Below are 19918 nucleotides of genomic sequence, written 5' to 3'. Positions count from 1 at the left end.
TCTCCATTTTTACTTTGCTTTTACTTTATAAAACCTCAATGCATCATAAAAAGATTTGTTCCTTATGCTCTTTATACTCTATACTCTTTTGAGCCTTGTCGCTTTACCCTTTTCTCTTTATTTCGTCTTTTATTTCTTTCTCTAATTCTTCTTCTAAACCACACCAAATATGATTTTTTAAAATATAAACAAACCCTGCAAAAATGATTAAAAATAAAATAACACGAAAACCGGTTTTTTTACGAATTTCCATATGAGGATCGGCAGCCCACATCAAAAAAGCAGAAACATCGCGCGCATAATGTTCAACGATTTCTGGGGTCCCATCTTCATAAGCAACCATACCATCACTCAAAGGAGGAGCCATAGTTAAAGAATTACCAGCAATAAAATAAGGATTATACCAATAACCATTCGCAATTTTTATCTCCTTCGGTGCCTTCTGATATCCTGTTAAAAGAGCTGTAATATAATCTGGACCAGCTGTATCATAATGAGTCAATACATCAGTAATTAAAGCAGGAAACGGCAAAAATACCCCACGTGCACGTGCCATCAATGTCAAATCTGGAGGATAAGCACTATTCAAAACAAATCTTGCTTCTTCTTCATGTGAAAAGGGAGAAGGAAAATAATCCGTTGCAACCCCAGCACGTTTAAAAAATTTTCCTTCTCGATTAGGACCATCGCGCACTTCATATTGCCCCGCCAAAGCTTTGACCTGTTCTTGATCATACCCAAGATCTTTTAAATTGCGAAAAGCCACATATTTTAGCCCATGGCAGCTGGAACAAACTTGTCTATAAACCTTTAATCCGCGCCTCAATTGCGCCTTATTATAAAGCCCAAATGGACCTGAAAAACTCCATTCTTGTTTTTTAGGAACCTGTAAAGGAAAAGAAATAAATCCCTCTTCCTGATCAGAGGCATCACTCGCTAAACTCTGAGCAGAAAAACTCATAGCAACAATAACAACCAGCCCGACAAAAACATTTACCATAGTCTCTTTTTTTTCTGTTTTAAATCTTGCATAATTGAAGAAGGAAGAGAACATTTTTTTTCAAACGCTGGCAAAATCGGCAAAATAACCAAAAAAAATATAAAATAATAAACCGTAGCCAATTGTGTCCATAAAAGAATTTTGTCACTTATTTCTCTTGACCCCAACCAACCAAGAAAAATGACATCAATAACCAACGCCCAAAAGAAAATTTTATAAACAGGTCGATATCTTGCTGAACATATTTTAGAGCGGTCTAACCATGGCACAAAAATTAAAATGCAAATCGAACTGACGAATAAAACAAAGCCAACAAAGTTTGAAGAGAAAATACCAATATCAAAAGTTATAGCACGAAGCATCGCATAAAAAGGCAAAAAATACCATTCTGGAACCACACGAAGAGGTGCCTTTAAAGGATCTGCCACACTATAATTTTCAGCCTGCCCCATATAATCGGGCATATAAAACAAAAACCAGGCAAAGAAGATGAGAAAAACAGTAATAGCAAAAATATCTTTGATAAGCGCATAAGGCGAAAATGGAACCGTTTCCTTATCTGATTGTATAGCAAGACCTGTTGGATTGCCTTGCCCAACACAATGAATTGCCCAAATATGCAGCCCCACAAAAAGAAGCAAAATAAATGATAAAACATAATGGAAAACATAAAAACGATTCAACGTTGGTTGTCCTACGACATAACCACCCAGAAGTGTCTCATGCAACCATATCCCCGCCAAAGGTATCGTTTTTAAAAGCCCTGCAATCACTGAAGCCGCTGAAATAGACATCATCCCCCAAACAAGCACATAACCCAAAAATGCTATTGCCATCATGATGATATAAATAAAAATACCTGTAACCCATACCATTTCTCGCATATTTTTATAAGAACCATAATAAAGTCCACGTGCCAAATGGATATAAACAGCAATAAAAAAAAACGAAGAGCCTACACAATGCCATGGACGAAAAAGCCAACCAAACTGCCCTTCACGCCGAAACCGTTCACTAGTTTCAAAAGCCAAATGAATATCCGGAACATAATGCATAGCCAAGACAATACCAGTCAAGAGCTGTGATAAAAGCATAATAGTTAAAATACCGCCAAATGTGTAAAAGTAATTAAGATTATGCGGAACAGGAAAAATCACAAATGCATTATAAAAAAAACGAGGAAGAGGAAAACGCTTATCAAACCAACGAGCAAGAGCACTTTTAGGACAATAAGGAGGAAACCTTATCATGACTTTATCCTATTTTGAGCAAAGTATCAGAAAGAAATTGGTAAGGTGGAATAGTCAAATTATAGTTAGCTGGACCTGACCGCACTCTTCCAGCAGTATCATAAACAGACCCATGACATGGACACAACCATCCTCCAAATTTACCCGATTGCCCAAGTGTTACACAGCCTAGATGCGTACAAAGATTAATAACAATAAGCCAATTTTCACGTCCTTTACCTGCTGAACGCGCAAAATCTGTTGCTTCCTTTTCACCTTCAAGATTAGGATTGCGCGCTTGACGATCTTTTAGAAGTCTCAATTCAGTAGCACGAGCATCAGCAATTTCTTTTGCCGTACGATTTCGAATAACAACAGGCTGTCCTCGCCACTTTACCGTTACCGACATCCCCTCTTCAATACCAGAAAGATCAACCTCAACAGAGGAAGATGCCAAAACAGCTTCATCTGGACGCAACTGACGGATAAAAGGCCACATAACCGCTCCCATTCCAACTGCTCCTGCAACAGCTGTTACCAAAAACAGAAAATCCCGCCTCGTTTGCTCACCCATGGCCTTAACTTAAAGAGACACTTTGCTAAAACATTCTTTTACCATACCCTCTCCCATTGTACAATGCTTGATCACTCAGTTACCTCAACCATAAAAACATCCCCGTAAAAAACTCCTACCATTTGTATGGTTTATACAAAAAACTGTTTTATAATGATAATTCATCGTTTTACAGAGTGAATGAAATCCCTAAACACCGTAAGGTTTTTTCATTTCAAACCTATTCATATTAATCAATCAAAATTACTCCCCCGCCCGTGAAAATCAGAGATAGCATGTAAATAAACACTTCTAAAGAAAGAAACATAGTCTTGTTATGACCATATCTCAGTAAACAAGTTGAGTTTATCAGTCATTTCTTTAACACATTTACAGCATCCCTCCCTCCCTCAATTCCAACTGGTTTCATGAGTATTTTTTTCGCTTCTGTTTTTGCATAAAAAGCATATTTTGTTGATTTTAATTAAAATTGATGATCTAGCCTCATTAAATATCCCACTTTTCAACATAATGAGCCAATTCATTTATGGATGGCTCAATAAAAGGAAGTCCCTAATAGGGAGCTTCTCTCTTATCCCAAACAGACCTGTATACATAACTTTTTCCCTGAAATTTAAAGGGAATAAAAATTAACCGTAAAAAACATGTATTTCTCAAAGCATATTTTTCGAATAAATTGTGGTGCTTCTTTACAAAGTCGAAAGAAAAATCATATTACAGAGAACATGACACTTCATATAGCTCTTTTCCAACCTGATATTGCTGGTAATACTGGAACGATTTTACGTCTTAGCGCTTGCTTTGGTTTACATGTGCACATTATTGAACCTGCAGGCTTTAATCTGTCGGATCGTAATCTCAAACGTGCAGGATTGGATTATCTCGAATATGCTTCCTTAGAACGACACATTGATTGGCAACATTTTATAAGCTCCATGAAACACTTTAAACGCCGCCTGTTGCTTTTAAGTACAAAAGCAAAAACATGCTATACGCAGATATGCTATCAAAGAAATGATGTTTTACTTTTTGGTCGTGAAACAGCTGGCGTTCCCGATTATGTTCATGAAGCGGCCGATTACACATTAAAAATTCCCATGCAACCACAGGCACGCTCTCTAAATCTCGCCATGAGCGTAGCCATAACAACAGGAGAAGCATTACGCCAAATTGGTTATCATGAAAGAAACTGTATCTATAAAAACATAAATTATCACGAAAAACAATAATACAACATATAAAGAACAGTTGAGCGTATAATGCCTATTATTTTCCAACAATTAAGTGCTGATAAAATAAACATTTTTTAGTGCCTAGCACATCCATTTCACATCACCACCTATAAATGATTAAATACTCCTCATAGTAAAAATCCATTGGACATCACCCTATTTATGCTCATACAAGGTGCAAATCGCTATCACTATTCTCTATTCGTTCTCATTTTTGAGAATCCTTATCTTTGAGATGATTCATAAGAGACATTTTTCCTCTCTGTAATTATTTTTCCTCACTTGTGACGTGTAAGGCAATAATTTTGATTGATGTAATATGAACAGGTTTGAAATAACCTTACAATATTTTGAGCTCTTATTTCACATGAATAATGATTATTATAAATTAATATGTTGACTTAAAAAATATAAACAACAGTGGGTTTATAAACAGATATATTATAAATCAATTTTTTCTAATAGTGCATGACGATCCATTAAAAATCCGCTTTCAACCCATATCATTTCTAACTCTTTAAGCTTTTTTCCTAAAAGTACACCTTTCGTAAAACCTTTCTTTATTAAATCGTTACCATTAATAGGAAAAGTTGGAATTTGCCATTTTTTGGCAAGTTGATAAAGCTTGACATAACCCTCTGCTTTTTGCAAAGCATCACTTTTTTCCAGATGATCAAGATGTGATGCAGCGACAGACAATGATAATTGATCTAAAACTGGCTGTCGTCCATGAAAATAAATCAGTTTTTGCACAAAATGATCAGAACAGTTTTGGTTTATTATTTCTAACTCTGCCCATTCTTTTAATCGCGTTGTTTCCTTAAGAGAAAAACGCAAGCGCTGTGCCATTTCATGAAGACGTATGGGGTCAGGAGGAAGAAGGCTTTCTAGCCGTAACAATGGATCAACTTTCCAACCAAGAGCCTGTTCTGTCTTCACCAATGCGTGAATTGCATCAATGCCCCATCGTTCTGTTTCAGGAAAAATGAGTGGCAAAATTCTGCTTTGTCGCATCCATAAAAGAGCACGCATTGGATCAAACGCCGCAAGAAGCTTTTTCATTTCTGCCCAAATACGTTCAGAAGAAAGTTTTTTTAAACCGTGTTTTAAACGAACACATGCCTTCAATCCTTCCACATCAGGTCGCCCTGCTCCATACCACGCAAAAAAGCGAAAAAACCGTAAAATACGCAAATAATCTTCGCCAATACGATCTTCTGCAACCCCAATAAAACGAACTGTTCGGCTAGCAATATCACTCAAACCTCCCACATCATCATAAAGGTTGCCAGCAGCATCACAATAAAGCGCATTTATCGTAAAATCTCGCCGTTCAGCATCTTTTTTCCAATCACGACCAAATGCCACTTTTGCATGACGACCATCTGTTTCAATATCGCAGCGAAGCGTTGTAACCTCATAAGAACATGAATGAGCAACTACTGTTATTGTACCAAAAGCAATCCCTGTAGGAATAGCTTTAAATCCTGCTTCTTCTACACGTGCAATAACCTGTTGCGGCAAACAGGTTGTTGCAATATCAATATCACTAATAGGCTGCCCTAGCAGTTGATTGCGCACTGCTCCCCCTACAATACGCGCCTCTTCCCCCTCCACAGACAAAACACGAAGAAGTGTTTGGATATCACTTTGTTGTAACCACGCAACCTGTTTGAAGTTCTGTCTTATACTCACCCTTTAACCTTTCAAAAAAGTTGTCTTCATTGCTTTAAAAAACTCTCTTCATAAAACAAATTTTTTAAGACATCCCTTATAAAGCACGTCTATTTCTTCCAAAGAAACTTTTCTCTTCTTATATACGAATATAAAAAAACGGCATATGATACTTCATTTCTTCTCATTTTCTGTTACAAACAATAAGATATCCATTATCATGCAGAGAAAATTACCATTTTTGCGACAAACGCCTTAAGGAAGAAATATGAGTCAACATGATCCATCATCCAATTCTATAAAAAAGGTCAATATCAATCATGAAGCTCAAGTCATTATTGATGATATTGATACGGCACACAAAGAATTGGATATTTTACAAAAAGAAATTGACAAAGTTATTTTTGGGCAAAATCAGGTAATCGAATATGCTTTAATCGCTATTTTCGCTGGTGGTCACGCCCTTCTTGTCGGTGCTCCAGGACTTGCAAAAACACGTCTTGTTGAAACATTGGGAACAGTCTTAGGGCTTGATGAAAAACGCATCCAATTCACTCCTGACTTAATGCCATCGGATATTATTGGTTCTGAAATTATGGATTCCGATAAAGACGGTAAACGTTCTTTTCGATACATTCAAGGTCCTATTTTCACGCAACTTCTCATGGCCGATGAAATCAATCGTGCTTCCCCACGGACACAGTCAGCCCTTTTACAAGCTATGCAAGAATATCATGTTACTGTTGCAGGTAACCGTTATGATTTGCCACAACCTTTTCATGTTCTTGCAACGCAAAATCCTCTCGAACAAGAAGGGACATATCCACTTCCTGAAGCACAACTGGATCGCTTTTTGATGCAAATCGATATTGACTATCCTGACCTCACAACAGAACGACGGATTATTTTAGAAACAACAAAAGAAAAAAAGTCAAATGCAAAACCAATTTTATCCGGCAAAAAATTGCAAAAAATTCAAAATATCGTTCGCAAAATGCCTCTTTCAGAAAATGTGATTGAAGCTATTTTAAAAATTGTCCGCTCATCTCGCCCTCATAAAGACAATAGCCTTGCTAATACTTATGTTTCTTGGGGACCTGGTCCACGGGCATCACAAGCCCTTTCACTTTGTGTTCGCGCCCGTGCTCTTTATTATGGACGCTTAGCTCCTTCACTTGATGATGTTGAAGCATTGGCCTATCCCGTATTACAACACCGCATGGCTCTTAATTTTTCTGCCCATGCTGAAGATATAACCGTAAAAGATATTATCAATAACCTTGTGAAAGATGCTCTTTGAATGGCACTTGGCAAAAAAGTTTTACAAAAGCCTCCATTGTCGCTGGCAAATGAACTGCATAAGGATACTGGCAAAATGCCATATTTCCTTTTACAAGCGCGTCATATCGCTAATACATTGATAACCGGGTGGCATAGACAACGTAAAAGCGGTAATGGGGAAAACTTTTGGCAATTTCGTCCCTATATGGAAGGAGAATCCATTACCCGCATTGATTGGCGTCGCTCAGCGCGTGATGAAAATACGTATCTCCGTGAACACGAATGGCAAACGACACAAACCGTTTGGCTTTGTCCTGATCAGAGCGCATCAATGCATTACTGTTCGCGCTTTTCTAAAATCTCTAAAGGTAATCATGCCACTATTCTTACCCTTACCTTGGCATCCCTTCTTGCACGCAGTGGCGAACATATTGCTATTCCCAACTTAATGTCCCCCACAATGACATCCAATGTCGTAGAACGAATAGCCTTTGCTTTAGAAAATCATTCAGATGAAAATTTATTTCCGGATTTTTCAACGATTACACGCTTTTCACATGTCATTATAATGAGTGATTTTCTCGACTATCCTGAAAAAATCATCCAACATTTAACCGTTTTAACTACAAAACAGGTGACAGCTCATTTAATTGAAATTTCTGATCCCGCAGAAGAAAGCTTTCCCTACACAGGTCACACAGAATTTTTGGATCCTGAAACGAAAGAGAAACATGTTTCCACTAAAGCAGAAGATCTTCGTAAGAACTATTGTAAACTATATCACGCAAGGCGACAAGAATTGGTAAATTTTTGCGCACGCCAAGGATGGTCTTATCACGTTAGTACAACAGATCAACCTTTAACAGAGACCATTTTTCATCTTGCAAATACAATGAGCGACTCTCCATTGCAAAAAAGGAGGGCACTTTGAGTTTTGCTGCTCCCTTTCTGTTACTAGGGCTTTTGTTCCTACCGGTCATTTGGTGGCTGTTGCGGATAACTCCTCCATCTCCGCGTAAAGAGCTTTTTCCCCCTTTTCGCTTCTTACCCAAACCAACTCATCAACAAGAAATAGCAAAACATACACCTTGGTGGTTGCTCTTGTTGCGTTTAACCATAGCGGCACTTGTTATCATAGCTCTAGCACGCCCCACTTGGAATCAAAAACCAATAAGCTTTTCCGGGTCTCAACCCCTTGCACTCATTATTGATAATGGTTGGGTTTCTGTAAAAGAATGGAAACAGCGCATCTCTATCGCTGAAATACTCCTTGCACAGGCAGAAAAACAGCAAAAAAATATTTATCTTGTTGCAACGGCTGAAAATAATATCTCCAATATAGAGCCCCAACCAGCCAAGATTATAAAACAGCATTTAATGCATTTGCAACCGCGTCCTTGGTCTGTCAACCGCGTGCATGCCTTCAAAAAACTCAGCAAAATAACCAAAGGAAAACCTCTTGATATTGCTTATTTAAGTGATGGATTACAAACAAATGAAGATGAGCAAGCTTTTGCTCTTCTTGAAGAATTAAAACCTAGAAACTTCTTGTGGTATTTGACTGATATTTCCGATTTAACCGGCATAACATCCATAGAAAATAACAATGGAAACATGGGCGCGCGTATTATCCGCTCAACAACACACAGTAACACTCCCGCTATACTCAGCCTCTACGATTCAAATAATCAACTTCTCGGACAATTTACGAACAATTTCTCTGAAGGAGAAACAACAGCACTTGTTCCTTTTAATGTACCACTTGAACTACGCAATGATATCGCTTGGATAAAAATAAACAATCAAAACCATGCTGCTGCAACCTTCTTGGTAGACAGCCATAACAGGATAAGCCGTGTTGCTCTTCTCTCACCCGATACCAATGAAATGGCACAGCCTTTACTTGCTCCATTTTATTACATTATCAAAGCCTTACAAGGTCATACACAGCTTATAACAGCCGGTGGAAGAGAACTTTCAACGGATATTGATCATTTGCTTAAACAAAATCCATCTGTTTTGATTATGGGTGACATTGTTAACATACCCCCAAAAGCAGAAAAAAAACTTTCTGATTTTGTGAATAAAGGGGGAACACTCATCCGCTTTGCAGGAGAAAAACTCAGTAGCGCAGAACATTACGATAACCTTCTTCCGATACCACTACGCCCAGGTCAACGTTCCCTTGGAAGTATTATGTCTTGGACAAAACCACAAAAGCTTGCCCCTTTTGCAAAAAATAGCTTTTTCTTTGGTCTTCCCTTTCCAGGAGATGTTACTGTCTCGCGCCAAATCCTCGCAGAACCAACCCCAGATCTTTTTGAAAAAACGTGGCTTAGCCTTTCGGATGGAACTCCTCTTATTACCGCAGCAAAACGTGGTAAAGGAACCCTCATTCTCATTCATGTTGCTCCTGATCCAACATGGTCTAACCTTCCTCTTTCTGGCTTTTTTGCACAAATGCTGCAAAAATTAATCACATTAGGTTCTAACGAAAACACAAACCTAACACACAGAGAAAAAAGAACAGTGGTACAAAACCCTTGGCGAACTATAGCCGTTGACGGACAATTACAAGTACCACCCTCTGATGTTGTTCCTTTGATCTTTGACTCTCAAAATCCACCCCATCCTTCCTACCATACTCCCCCAGGACTTTATGGTGTCAAAAACGATTTTTATGCACTCAATCTCTTAACTCATTCGTCGCACTTGATGAAACAATCATCATTGCCAACATCTCTTAATAAAAGCCCTTTATCTTACGATACAAAAGAAAAAAATCTTATCGGCCCACTTTTAGGATTAGCCATCTTATTATTCGCCTTTGACAATTTTCTCATTTTATGGATAGGAGATATTTTTTCTTTCATGAAACGGCGTAATATGTTTCTCCTCCCCTTTATAAGTCTTATTGCCTTGTTTTCATATGATCCAACTCTTCATGCACAAACGAAAGAAAATCAATATGATAGTGTACAAGCTGCTGGTGCAACACATCTTGCCTATGTTATAACCAATAATCATGAAATTGATACAACGAGTAAAAGTGGTCTAGAAGCATTAAGTCAATTTATCGCAGAGCGCACAATGCTTACCCTCGGCTCTGTTACAGCACTTGATCTCGATAAAGATGAACTCTCTTTTTATCCTCTTATTTACTGGCCAATTGATGTTAAGAGTCCTATACCAACCCCCAAAAGCCTTGAAAAAATAAATAACTTTATGAAACATGGGGGAACAATTTTATTTGACACGCGCGATCAGATAAAGAGCAATCTTAATCTTGAAGGAGATGCTACTCCAGAAACGCAAAGATTACGAGATATCTTAAAAGAGTTAAATATTCCATCCATTGAGCCAGCATCAACGGATCATGTTGTTACACGTTCTTTTTATATTATGCCAGATTTTCCTGGTCTCTACCGTGGTTCACCTTTATGGATTGAATCCTCATCAACAAACAAAAAAAATAAAAATTCCCTTGCCAGCGGCGATAATGTAAGTTCTCTTCTCATTACTGCCAATAACTTTGCTGGTGCTTGGGCACTCGATAAAAAAGGGTCATGGAAATATCCCCTTGTTCCCAATGATCCAATGCAACGTCTATGGGCATTTCGTGCAGGTTTAAATATTGTCCTTTATGTTCTTACAGGAAACTATAAAGCGGATCAAGTTTATGTTCCAGCACTCTTGGAACGCTTTAAAAGAGAAAGAAGGCAATGATATCATTTTTCACTTTTCAGCCTTTTTTACCACTCATTTGGATTCTGTTCTTAAGTGGAATATCGATTCTTTTTGTCGTTGTTGGTCTTGTTACGCAACGGCAAGGTTCTTTATTTCGTCTGATGGCATTAAGCGCCCTCATCCTTGCTTTGCTCAATCCAATGATCATAAAAGAACAGCGTGAACCACTGAAAAACACAGTAGGAATTGTTATTGACCGCAGCAAAAGCCAAACATTTGGAACACGTACAAACGACTGTGATGAAGCGCGCGCGCAATTAACTCAAGCATTGGCGCATTATCCACAATTTGAACCACGCTTTATTGAAGTTGGAAAACTTGCTGATAATCAGTATGCGCCCTCAACGAATTTGTTTGAGGCTTTAACACAAGCAGTATCTGATGTACCGCTCTCTCGTTATGCAGGAACCATTTTTATCACCGATGGACAAGTGCATGACATTCCTGACCTATCAGACCTTCATCATGAAGCACCTCTCAATGCCCTGATTACAGGGCAATCAGATGAATTTGATCGCCAAATCAAGTTTATTTCTCCTCCACGCTTTGCCCTTGTCAACAAACCACAAACGCTCTCCATTTTGGTAGAAGATAAAGGCCCCGCCAAAAAAACAATACCACAGAAAGCAAATATTACACTAAGCGTCAATGGACAAGACATTGGCCATTATTCTGTGACTCCTGGCGTGATTTTTCAAACTGAAATTAGCCTTCCTCATGCTGAAAAAAATATTATCCAAGTTATAACTGATCCACACAAAGGTGAACTAAGCTTTAAAAACAACCGCGCCATAACAATTATTGAAGGAATCAGAGAAAATTTACGCGTTCTTCTTATTTCAGGTGCTCCTTATAATGGAGAACGGACATGGCGAGACCTTTTGAAAGGTGACTCTAATATTGATCTTGTTCACTTTACTATTTTGCGTCCCCCCACCAAAGCAGATAATACGCCCTCAAGCCAATTATCCTTAGTGGTCTTTCCCACAAGAAAACTCTTTGTTGAAGAAATTAATAACTTTGATCTCATCATCCTTGATGGCTACCAGCACTCTACTGTTCTCCCCTTAATCTATTATGATTATATCGCCCAATATGTACAAAAGGGGGGTGCATTGCTGATGGTAACAGGACCTGAATTTACCCAAAAAAACTCACTTGCGAAAACACCTTTAATAAGCATTCTACCGGCATTGCCCAATGGAACTATTATTCAAAAACCTTTTCGCCCCACATTAACCAAAGAAGGTGAGCGCCATCCTGTCACAAGGGGTCTTGCAACACTTAACCTTCCCGCTTCTCAATGGGGGCAATGGTTGCGACAAATTGCTATTCAAAACATAAATAACGGAATTGCCCTCATGAAAGGAGCCGATGAACAACCACTTTTACTTCTCTCGCATGTTGATAAAGGACGTGTAGGCATGTTGCTTTCTGATGAAAGTTGGCTTTGGGCACGAGGTTTCGAAGGCGGTGGTCCTTATGCTGCTCTTTATCGTCGTATTGCCCATTGGCTCATGAAAGAACCAGAACTTGAGGAAGAAAAATTAAGTGCGACCAGCAGCCATCATCATTTAACAATTCGCCGCCAAACTCTAAAAAACCATCCAGAACCCACTGAAATAATCTTTCCCTCTGGAAAAAAAGAAAATATTACTCTGACCAAAGAGAAAGAAGGCCTTTTTACTGCAACTGTGACCACTGATGAGACAGGAATTTTTACCATTAAAAATGGCGGTTTAACAATACTTTCTTCTGTAGGGATGCTCGATAATCTTGAGTTGTTTGACTTGATTTCAACACAAGAAAAACTAGCTCCCATTATTAAGCACACTGGTGGCTACATCGGACGTTTACACCCTGAGGGAAAAGAAAACATTCATCTTCCTCCATTCAAGCTGATTCAATCAAAAACAAGTCCGTCCTCTTCTCCAGCACATTCAATTGTTCTGAAAGAAGCAACAGAAACCCGTTTAATCAATACCTTTTACTTTTCGGTATTTTCTGGTTTTTTTGCACTGCTTGCTTGCCTTTTACTGTTGAACAGCATGTGGTATTATGAAGGCCGTTAAAAAGTCTGAGATTTCGTATAATAGTTTTAAAATTCAGCTTATCTTTTTACGTATCTACTTGTCTTTTGTAATTAGATAACGTATTGATTTATAACTCAAAATACAGTGGAATTCTCCTTATTTCTAATATCCTCATATTAAAACAATAAAAAACATTCTCTTGCGTATTATTAGAAGAGATGCTGTATGGATAGAAACCATTGAAGAAAAGAGTGAAATACCTCTTAATGAATCCTCTTAAAGCAAAGCAAGGATTTTCATAAAATTGGGGGAAAATAGTATGATGTTTTTTATTTGCACCTTGTATAAATGTAGAGATGGTAGTGTACAGTAAGCCCTATATAGTTCACAGAAGCTTTCCATTATAATATCGAGTACCGTCGTGAAGTTAGCTCAAACGCATTGAGAAATGTTTTTTTACAAATATGTTAATCTACAACACAATGATATTTTATTAGGGATATTCTATTTGGAACATTCCGCTTGAGACGTTCTTTTTTGCAAGCTAATTTTCATTTTACAATCTTTCTTGCCTTTAAGCACTAACTTATCTTATGTTTATTCTTTAAATCGTTTTTAATCCTCTACGAGCTTTTATGTTTTATCTTGCCCATATATCGGATGTACATCTTTCCCCTCTCCCGCAACCTTCCCTTTTTGAACTTTCTGGGAAGCGTCTTACCGGTTATCTGAACTGGCAAAAAAAACGTAAGAGTCAGATGGCAACAGATGTCCTAGAAACTGTAATAGATGCCTTGAACAAAAAAAAACCTGATCACCTTGTGATCTCTGGTGATCTTGTAAATCTTGCTCTCGATAAAGAATTTGTACAAGCTCATCGTTGGCTACTTAACCTAGGAAAACCTCAAGATATTTCTTTAACATTTGGAAATCACGATGCCTATGTCCGCGGCGCTTTACAAAAAGCATGCACTCTTTTTAAACCTTGGATTACAGGTGACATCCCTCAAAAAAGCGTCTTTCCTTATATGCGCATTCGCAAAGATGTTGCCATCATAGCAGCTTCTTCAGCCATTGCGACATTGCCTTTTCAAGCTTCTGGCTATTTTGGTAAAATGCAAGCGCAAACTTTACCGCTCTTTTTAAAGGAAGCAGCACAGCGCAACCTTTTTCGTGTCGTCATGATTCACCACCCCCCCTTTCCAAAGGCGACGTCTTGGCATAAAAAACTACGGGATATAAAACGTTTTCTAGACGTTATCAAATATCACGGTTGTGAGCTTATTCTTCACGGACATACTCATTTACCCACATTGAATTACATTGAAGGACCAATTAAAAAAATTCCTATTGTTGGTGTTCCTTCCGCATCACAAGCTTTTGGTGATAAAAAACCACCCGCAGGCTTTAATTTATTTTCCATTGAACGCTTACAAAATCAATGGCATTGCCAATTACAACGTTATAGCATTATCAATCCTCAAAACGAGATTGCATGTACTGAAACAATTAATCTTTAAACACCTTCATAGTTGCCAAAACAACAAAAAACGAAAATATTTTTATTTCATATTCCTTTGAAAATCATAATTCTTATTTCCCTTTTTCTCCTTAAAAGACAAAGTTTCACCTTCTCTGTCAATAGATCAATTTTTCTCAGACAGTTCCATCTGCTGCCCCACTTATGTGACTAGCTTTTTACAAACTTATCGGTTTTCTTCCTTCCCGCCCTAAAGAACGAAAATTGTACCACATCTGATTTATAAATAATCCGGATTCTTGTCTCACGGGTTCCAGCTGCTAATTGCGCATGTGATTTACTTCACAAAGCTCTACACATAAACCCTGCTTTGAATTTCATCATACACTCCTCCAAAAGCATCTAATGCGTAAAATCCTTATATTATTACAATGATGATATTTTATAGAATAATAGAGAAGCTCATTCAGCATCTATACCTGAAAATCAATGCCTAAAAAAGCCAAATAATAACTAAAGTATATAATTTCAATAACCCAACCTACTTGTGATTCATAAACAAATGATGTTGATTGATTTATCGTAAATAGATTTGAAATGATCCATTACTATTTCACTCGAAATTTATTATCGTACATTAAAAAAGTTATAAAAAATAGTAGATTATATTTCGATAACAGACATAGGTAATAATGTTTTTTATGTCTCAATAAATTCCTAATTTTCTCTCTATTTTTTCCTATAAATCACTTTATAATACTCTTTATAATTATTTTATTATTGAATTACATTGCGGATGTAATTTTACGTGCTTTAGAATTTTTTTGCGATCTTTTTGTTATTAAATAAAATATTTTACGATACCGCAAAACAGAAAAGTTGATTGTATGAGAGATCTTTCAAATAAAATAAAATGCCATTAGCTTGCCAATTCACATGTTGGTTTTAAAAAGCATCTTTTAAAGCACCAAAACCCATTTCCCGACGGCACCTATGAATGATGTAATGATAAGTCCATTTAGCAACACCATCTTCACGTTTATGGAAAAGCAAGCTAGTATCAAATCTCATACTTTGCCACCCCCTAATGTAGCGACAGCCTTTAGCACTTAAGATAGTTCATAAGAAGCATTTTTATTCTTTCTTTAATGTTTTTATCTCACGACTCCCCCTCTTTTTGACGTGCAAAAGACATGGCTTTGATTGGTTCAATATAATATAGGTTTAAAATGAGAAAATCTTATGACACTCGGGGCTCTCACTTAACATGACAAAAAGTAATTTATATTTATAAATCAAAGTATTGTTCGAATAAAATAGTAGCTCTTTTGAGTAAAGGATATTTACTAGAACATACCTGAAAAATAAAAGCCTCATTCGAAAATGAGACTTTTGAAGTGTTTTATTCTGCAAAAAATTAAAATTTATAAGCTACACCCACGCGGAAATCATTTGTTTTGTAGCCCATTTCAAATTTATCCTGTATGAACTTCTTTTTGCCAAAATCTGAATAACGATATTCTGCACGCACAATAACATTATCAGTCATTGCAAAATCAATACCACCTCCAAGAGTATAACCAATCATGGTCTTTTTTTCATCATGCAACCAATCAGAAAAATCAACTTCTCCATTTTTGCTATCAGCTACTGCCGCAAAAATATTCTGAAGCTGCGTATAAGCAATCCCTCCGGAAACATAAGGCATCATACGCTCAATCGCAAAACCAACTCTCACCCGTGTAGCACCAGCCCATTTTTGTTTTAAAGTATGACGTACAGCTTTAATACGCCTTGTTGAATCATTCTCCTGCAAATCTCTTGTTAGACTTGTTTCTTCTATAGGTTTTGGTATTTCTTCAGTTGGACTTTTTTTCGGTAGATTGACATCTTTAGAATCCTTTTTACCAGACCACATAATATCTGTATCAATACCTATAATAAAACTATTATCGATATCAATATTGGAACCCGCATAAACTCCCCCGATAAAACCAGAAAGTTTAGGTAAATTCTCCTTTCCAATTGGATTCCATATCCCTGTCTCATGTTTTAAATAACTTGCAGTTGTTTTACCTGAAAAGTTACCAATCTGTCCTCCAAGATAAAATCCTGTCCAAGACAAAGCAGGCGCTGGAATAACAGGAACAGGTTGTTCAGGAATAACGATATCCGACGCCTGTACTACAGAAATTGAAATTAAAGAAAATAGAGATGTTGAGGCTAAATACTTTGTAATCATAATTGCTCCCCTAAAAGCTAATGTGATACATAAATAATGGTAAATCGTTTCACAATTTTTTGAAAAAATCTATAGCAAAAATGACACAGTTAAAAAATTAAAATTAGTTTTAAATAAAGCTTAAATATTATTTATAATTTCCAGAAACTATTAATCTATAGCAGCTTTTATAGCTTCATATTGATCATCATTATATTCAATAATATAAATAATTATAATGTCAATTTTTTGAAAAAATGAGATAACGCTCATAAAAAATATGATTCACTAAATTAATCACTCATCGCTTTTTGTATAAAGAATGATACCTAGAATGGAGAATTTTTTCATCACACTTGAAAAACCAGTAGAGAACTTCACTCTAACCATCTCAAGCGTCTATGAAATGAAAGACAAAAAATTAATATATAAAAATGGAATTAATAATTTTTATTTATTCTTATAGAATTATTTTAATGTTTCATGATTTTTGTAAAAACTGAACAGACCAATTGCCCAGTTTCTGCAATTAATTTTTCAACACGAAGCAAATCAGGTTCCCCAACACTATTCAACAAAAGGTCGCTTAATCCAGGTGGCATATCATTGGGATCAAGAGAATCATTTAAGCAAAGCCGTATAATTTGACTCAAATTTGTATAAAGGCGATAGGCATAATGTAAATCAGCAATACATGACTGATTAAGAAAACTGTTTGGTAAGTGATCTAAAATATCCGCTGTCGTCGCTCCAATTTGAAACTCAATGACATGCGTAATAAGAGAAAATTGAGCAATAAACTCCAAATCCATAATGCCACCAGACATCGTTTTTAAATCCCATTGATTTTTTGGCGGCTTTTCTTTTGCAATCAAGGCACGCATTTCACATACTTCTTTTGCAACTTCCTTCTTATCACGAGAAATAGCAATAATTGCACATACTTCATTTTCTAGCTTTTGTAAAAAATCAGGGTCTCCTGCAATGCCTCGAGCCCTTGTTAAAGCAAGATATTCCCATATCCATGCTTCTTGGCGATAATACTTTTTAAAAAATGGAAAAGAAACAGCAATAGGTCCTTTATTGCCTAATGGCCGTAACCTTAAATCAACGACATAAAGAATACCTTGGCTTGTAAGAGTGGATAAAGCAGAAACGAGGCGCTGTGCTAAACGCGTATAATATTGAGAGATATAAAGAGGCTTTTCTCCATCAGATATTTCTGCATCATTATCGTGTTCATAAAGCAAAACGAGGTCAACATCGGAATCTGCTGTTAATTCGCGACTTCCAAGCTTCCCCATACCCAATATGCCAACACGCCCCCCTTTAATACGACCATGAAGACGAGAAAATTCCTCTTGAACGGTAGCAAATGTTTTTGTAATCATAAGATCAGCAAGCGCAGTAAAAGCAAAGCCCGCTCTTTCTCCTGTAATTGTACCGTTTAAAATTCGAATACCAATCAAAAAACGTTGTTCATCTGCAAAAATCCTTAAATGGTCAAGAATTTCCTCATAAGAAAGAACATTTTCAAGAAAATATTCAAGCCGTTTTTCTAAGTACGTTTTGGTCGGTAATTCTGAAAGAATATTCGGATCTAACATTCCATCAAAAACATGGGACCTGCGTGCAATAATTTCTGCAAGACGTGGAGCAGCCCCCATAATAAGGACAAGCATATCCAAAAGAGAAGGATTAGACTGCAAAAGACTAAAAAGCTGAATTCCTGAAGGTAAGCCCTGTAAAAAACCATCAAAACGTAACATCGCCTCATCAGCTCGTTTTGTCCCACCAAAAGCTTTCAAAAGAGCTGGTGTTAATTCCGTTAATCTCTCGCGTGCTTCGGCTGATTGCGTTGCTTTATAACGACCAAAATGGAGCGTGCGCATAATACGACAAATATCACTTGCTCTTTCGAAACCTAAACGGCTTAACGTTATTAATGTCTCTGGATCATCTTCTTCACCTGTAAAAACTAAATTACCAATTTCTAAACCAAGTTCTTGCTCATTCTCAAAAAGTGCAGCATAATGTTTTTCAACAACCTGAAGTGTTTTTAATAAATCACGGATAAAACTGTTACTGTCTTGATAACCCATTAAATAGGCAACACTCGTGAATTGAGCAGTATCATTTGGAAGAAGATGTGTTTGTTCATCGAAAAGCATTTGAATACGATGTTCTACATTTCGAAGAATAGCATAACTTTTTATAAGGCTATTTCTCGTTTTCTCACTGATCCAACCAAGCGTGTGAAGTTCTGCTAACATTGCAACTGTCTGACGTCCACGTAATTGAGGAAAACGTCCACCAGCAATGAGCTGCTGTGTCTGAACAAAAAACTCAATCTCACGAATACCACCACGACCTAACTTTATATTATGCCCATAAGCTGCAATTTGACCATAATTTTTATGCGCATGAATTTGACGTTTGATCGAATGAATATCAGCAATAGCAGCGTAATCTAAATATTTCCGCCACACATAGGGAAAAAGCTCTTTGAGAAAGTTAAAACCTGCCCTCTTATCACCAGCAACTGGACGTGCTTTAATCATGGCTGCTCGTTCCCAATTTTGCCCACGCCCTTCGTAATAACGCAATGCAGTCCTTACTGGTAAGGCCAAAGGGGTTGATCCTGGATCTGGACGAAGACGAAAATCAAGACGAAAAACATATCCTTCCGCAGTGCGTTCTTGAATGATACGGATTAATCGGCGTACCATTTTAGAAAATATGTCAACACTTTCAGAAAGATTACCAATATGAGGTGATGTTTCATCAATGAAAACAATAAGATCAATATCAGAAGAATAATTAAGTTCCCCTGCTCCTAACTTTCCCATCCCTAAAATAATTAAACCACAGTCTTTTTCTGGATTCTCACGGCTTAATAAATTGATCTTACCATGATCATGCGCTTCTCTTAATAGAAAACGTAGTGCTACACTTAATGCTGCTTCGCCCAAACGTGTCAACCAAGCACATGAAACTTCGTAAGTAAAAACACCACCCAAATCAGCTAAAGCAATAAGAACATGCGCTTCTCGTTTTTTGCGCCTTAAAGCAGCCATCAATGAAGTTTCATTTATAGCTTCATCCTTATCAATAGCTGTAATATCATCTATAATTTCGCTCAGCCTTGTTTCTATATCAACATTTAATAAAGCACTAAGATATGATGGGTTGGCAATTAAAACCTCACGCAAAAAAGGAGATAAGGTCATAACCGAACTGATAAAATCAATCTGCGTTCCACTCTCTGAAATGATGGAAACAAGCGATTCTAAACCTTCTTTCCTTGCTTGTTCTTCCATGTCTTTTAACCATTGGGAACCACTTTTATCGAGAGGACATAAAGGGAGAAGCTGTGTTTTAAAAAAAGCTTGTTTCGTCTGCGCTCCCTTGAAAAGCATTTTTCTTTCCTTTCTATTGCTTTATACT

General features: G+C 37.1%; 13 protein-coding genes. 6 read left to right on the top strand and 7 right to left on the bottom strand.

Annotated elements, in window-relative coordinates; all coding sequences use genetic code 11:
- Positions 1-103: 103 nt before the first annotated feature.
- Genes ACFINU_RS01100 through petA form a run of 3 tightly spaced genes read right to left on the bottom strand, consistent with a single transcriptional unit; the run spans position 104 to position 2803 of the window.
- On the bottom strand, positions 104-1000 hold the full coding sequence (locus ACFINU_RS01100; RefSeq protein ID WP_375617597.1) for a cytochrome c1: 897 nt from the start codon (positions 998-1000) through the stop codon (positions 104-106).
- The gene (locus tag ACFINU_RS01095; protein WP_375617596.1) at positions 994-2250 is read right to left on the bottom strand and encodes a cytochrome bc complex cytochrome b subunit; all 1257 of its coding nucleotides are present in this window, start codon (positions 2248-2250) and stop codon (positions 994-996) included. The genes ACFINU_RS01100 and ACFINU_RS01095 overlap by 7 nt, the downstream gene beginning before the upstream one ends.
- Positions 2251-2254: 4 nt before the next feature.
- Positions 2255-2803, bottom strand: a complete 549-nt coding sequence (gene petA, locus ACFINU_RS01090) for a ubiquinol-cytochrome c reductase iron-sulfur subunit (protein ID WP_375617595.1) — start codon at positions 2801-2803, stop codon at positions 2255-2257.
- 725 nt (positions 2804-3528) lie between these two features.
- Here petA and ACFINU_RS01085 point away from each other — a divergent pair.
- Positions 3529-4032, top strand: coding sequence for a tRNA (cytidine(34)-2'-O)-methyltransferase (locus ACFINU_RS01085; RefSeq protein WP_375617594.1), 504 nt, complete (start codon positions 3529-3531; stop codon positions 4030-4032).
- Between the two features lie 444 nt (positions 4033-4476).
- On the opposite strand, the gene ACFINU_RS01080 is transcribed toward ACFINU_RS01085, so the two are convergent.
- Positions 4477-5730, bottom strand: a complete 1254-nt coding sequence (locus ACFINU_RS01080) for a CCA tRNA nucleotidyltransferase (protein ID WP_375617593.1) — start codon at positions 5728-5730, stop codon at positions 4477-4479.
- A gap of 247 nt (positions 5731-5977) precedes the next feature.
- Between ACFINU_RS01080 and ACFINU_RS01075 the strand changes: the two genes are divergently transcribed.
- The 5 genes from ACFINU_RS01075 to ACFINU_RS01055 all read left to right on the top strand — a co-directional run bounded on the left by ACFINU_RS01075 (position 5978) and on the right by ACFINU_RS01055 (position 14290).
- Positions 5978-7009 carry an AAA family ATPase gene (locus ACFINU_RS01075; protein ID WP_375617592.1) on the top strand — a complete coding sequence of 344 codons (1032 nt, stop codon included), beginning with the start codon at positions 5978-5980 and terminating at the stop codon, positions 7007-7009.
- Positions 7010-7921: a DUF58 domain-containing protein gene (locus ACFINU_RS01070; protein WP_375617591.1), complete on the top strand. Its 912-nt coding sequence runs from the start codon at positions 7010-7012 to the stop codon at positions 7919-7921.
- Positions 7918-10716: a DUF4159 domain-containing protein gene (locus ACFINU_RS01065; protein ID WP_375667306.1), complete on the top strand. Its 2799-nt coding sequence runs from the start codon at positions 7918-7920 to the stop codon at positions 10714-10716. The genes ACFINU_RS01070 and ACFINU_RS01065 overlap by 4 nt, the downstream gene beginning before the upstream one ends.
- A complete protein-coding gene (locus tag ACFINU_RS01060; RefSeq protein WP_375617589.1) occupies positions 10713-12809 on the top strand; it encodes a glutamine amidotransferase in 2097 nt (698 codons plus the stop codon). Before ACFINU_RS01065 ends, ACFINU_RS01060 begins: the two co-directional genes overlap by 4 nt.
- Before the next feature lie 596 nt (positions 12810-13405).
- A complete protein-coding gene (locus tag ACFINU_RS01055; protein ID WP_375617588.1) occupies positions 13406-14290 on the top strand; it encodes a metallophosphoesterase family protein in 885 nt (294 codons plus the stop codon).
- A gap of 905 nt (positions 14291-15195) precedes the next feature.
- Here the strand turns inward: ACFINU_RS01055 and ACFINU_RS01050 are convergent.
- From ACFINU_RS01050 to ACFINU_RS01040, 3 genes are all read right to left on the bottom strand, one after another.
- Positions 15196-15321, bottom strand: a complete 126-nt coding sequence (locus ACFINU_RS01050; RefSeq protein ID WP_375617587.1) for a hypothetical protein — start codon at positions 15319-15321, stop codon at positions 15196-15198.
- A 346-nt stretch (positions 15322-15667) separates the two neighbouring features.
- Positions 15668-16492: an outer membrane protein gene (locus ACFINU_RS01045; RefSeq protein ID WP_375617586.1), complete on the bottom strand. Its 825-nt coding sequence runs from the start codon at positions 16490-16492 to the stop codon at positions 15668-15670.
- Between the two features lie 452 nt (positions 16493-16944).
- The gene (locus ACFINU_RS01040) at positions 16945-19890 is read right to left on the bottom strand and encodes a bifunctional [glutamine synthetase] adenylyltransferase/[glutamine synthetase]-adenylyl-L-tyrosine phosphorylase (RefSeq protein WP_375617585.1); all 2946 of its coding nucleotides are present in this window, start codon (positions 19888-19890) and stop codon (positions 16945-16947) included.
- Positions 19891-19918: the final 28 nt, after the last annotated feature.

Origin of the sequence: Bartonella sp. AC130YNZD (assembly GCF_042196865.1) — a bacterium.
Taxonomy (GTDB): domain Bacteria; phylum Pseudomonadota; class Alphaproteobacteria; order Rhizobiales; family Rhizobiaceae; genus Bartonella.
Note: the sequence above shows the minus strand (reverse complement) of the source record. Positions and strands in the feature narration are given on the sequence as shown.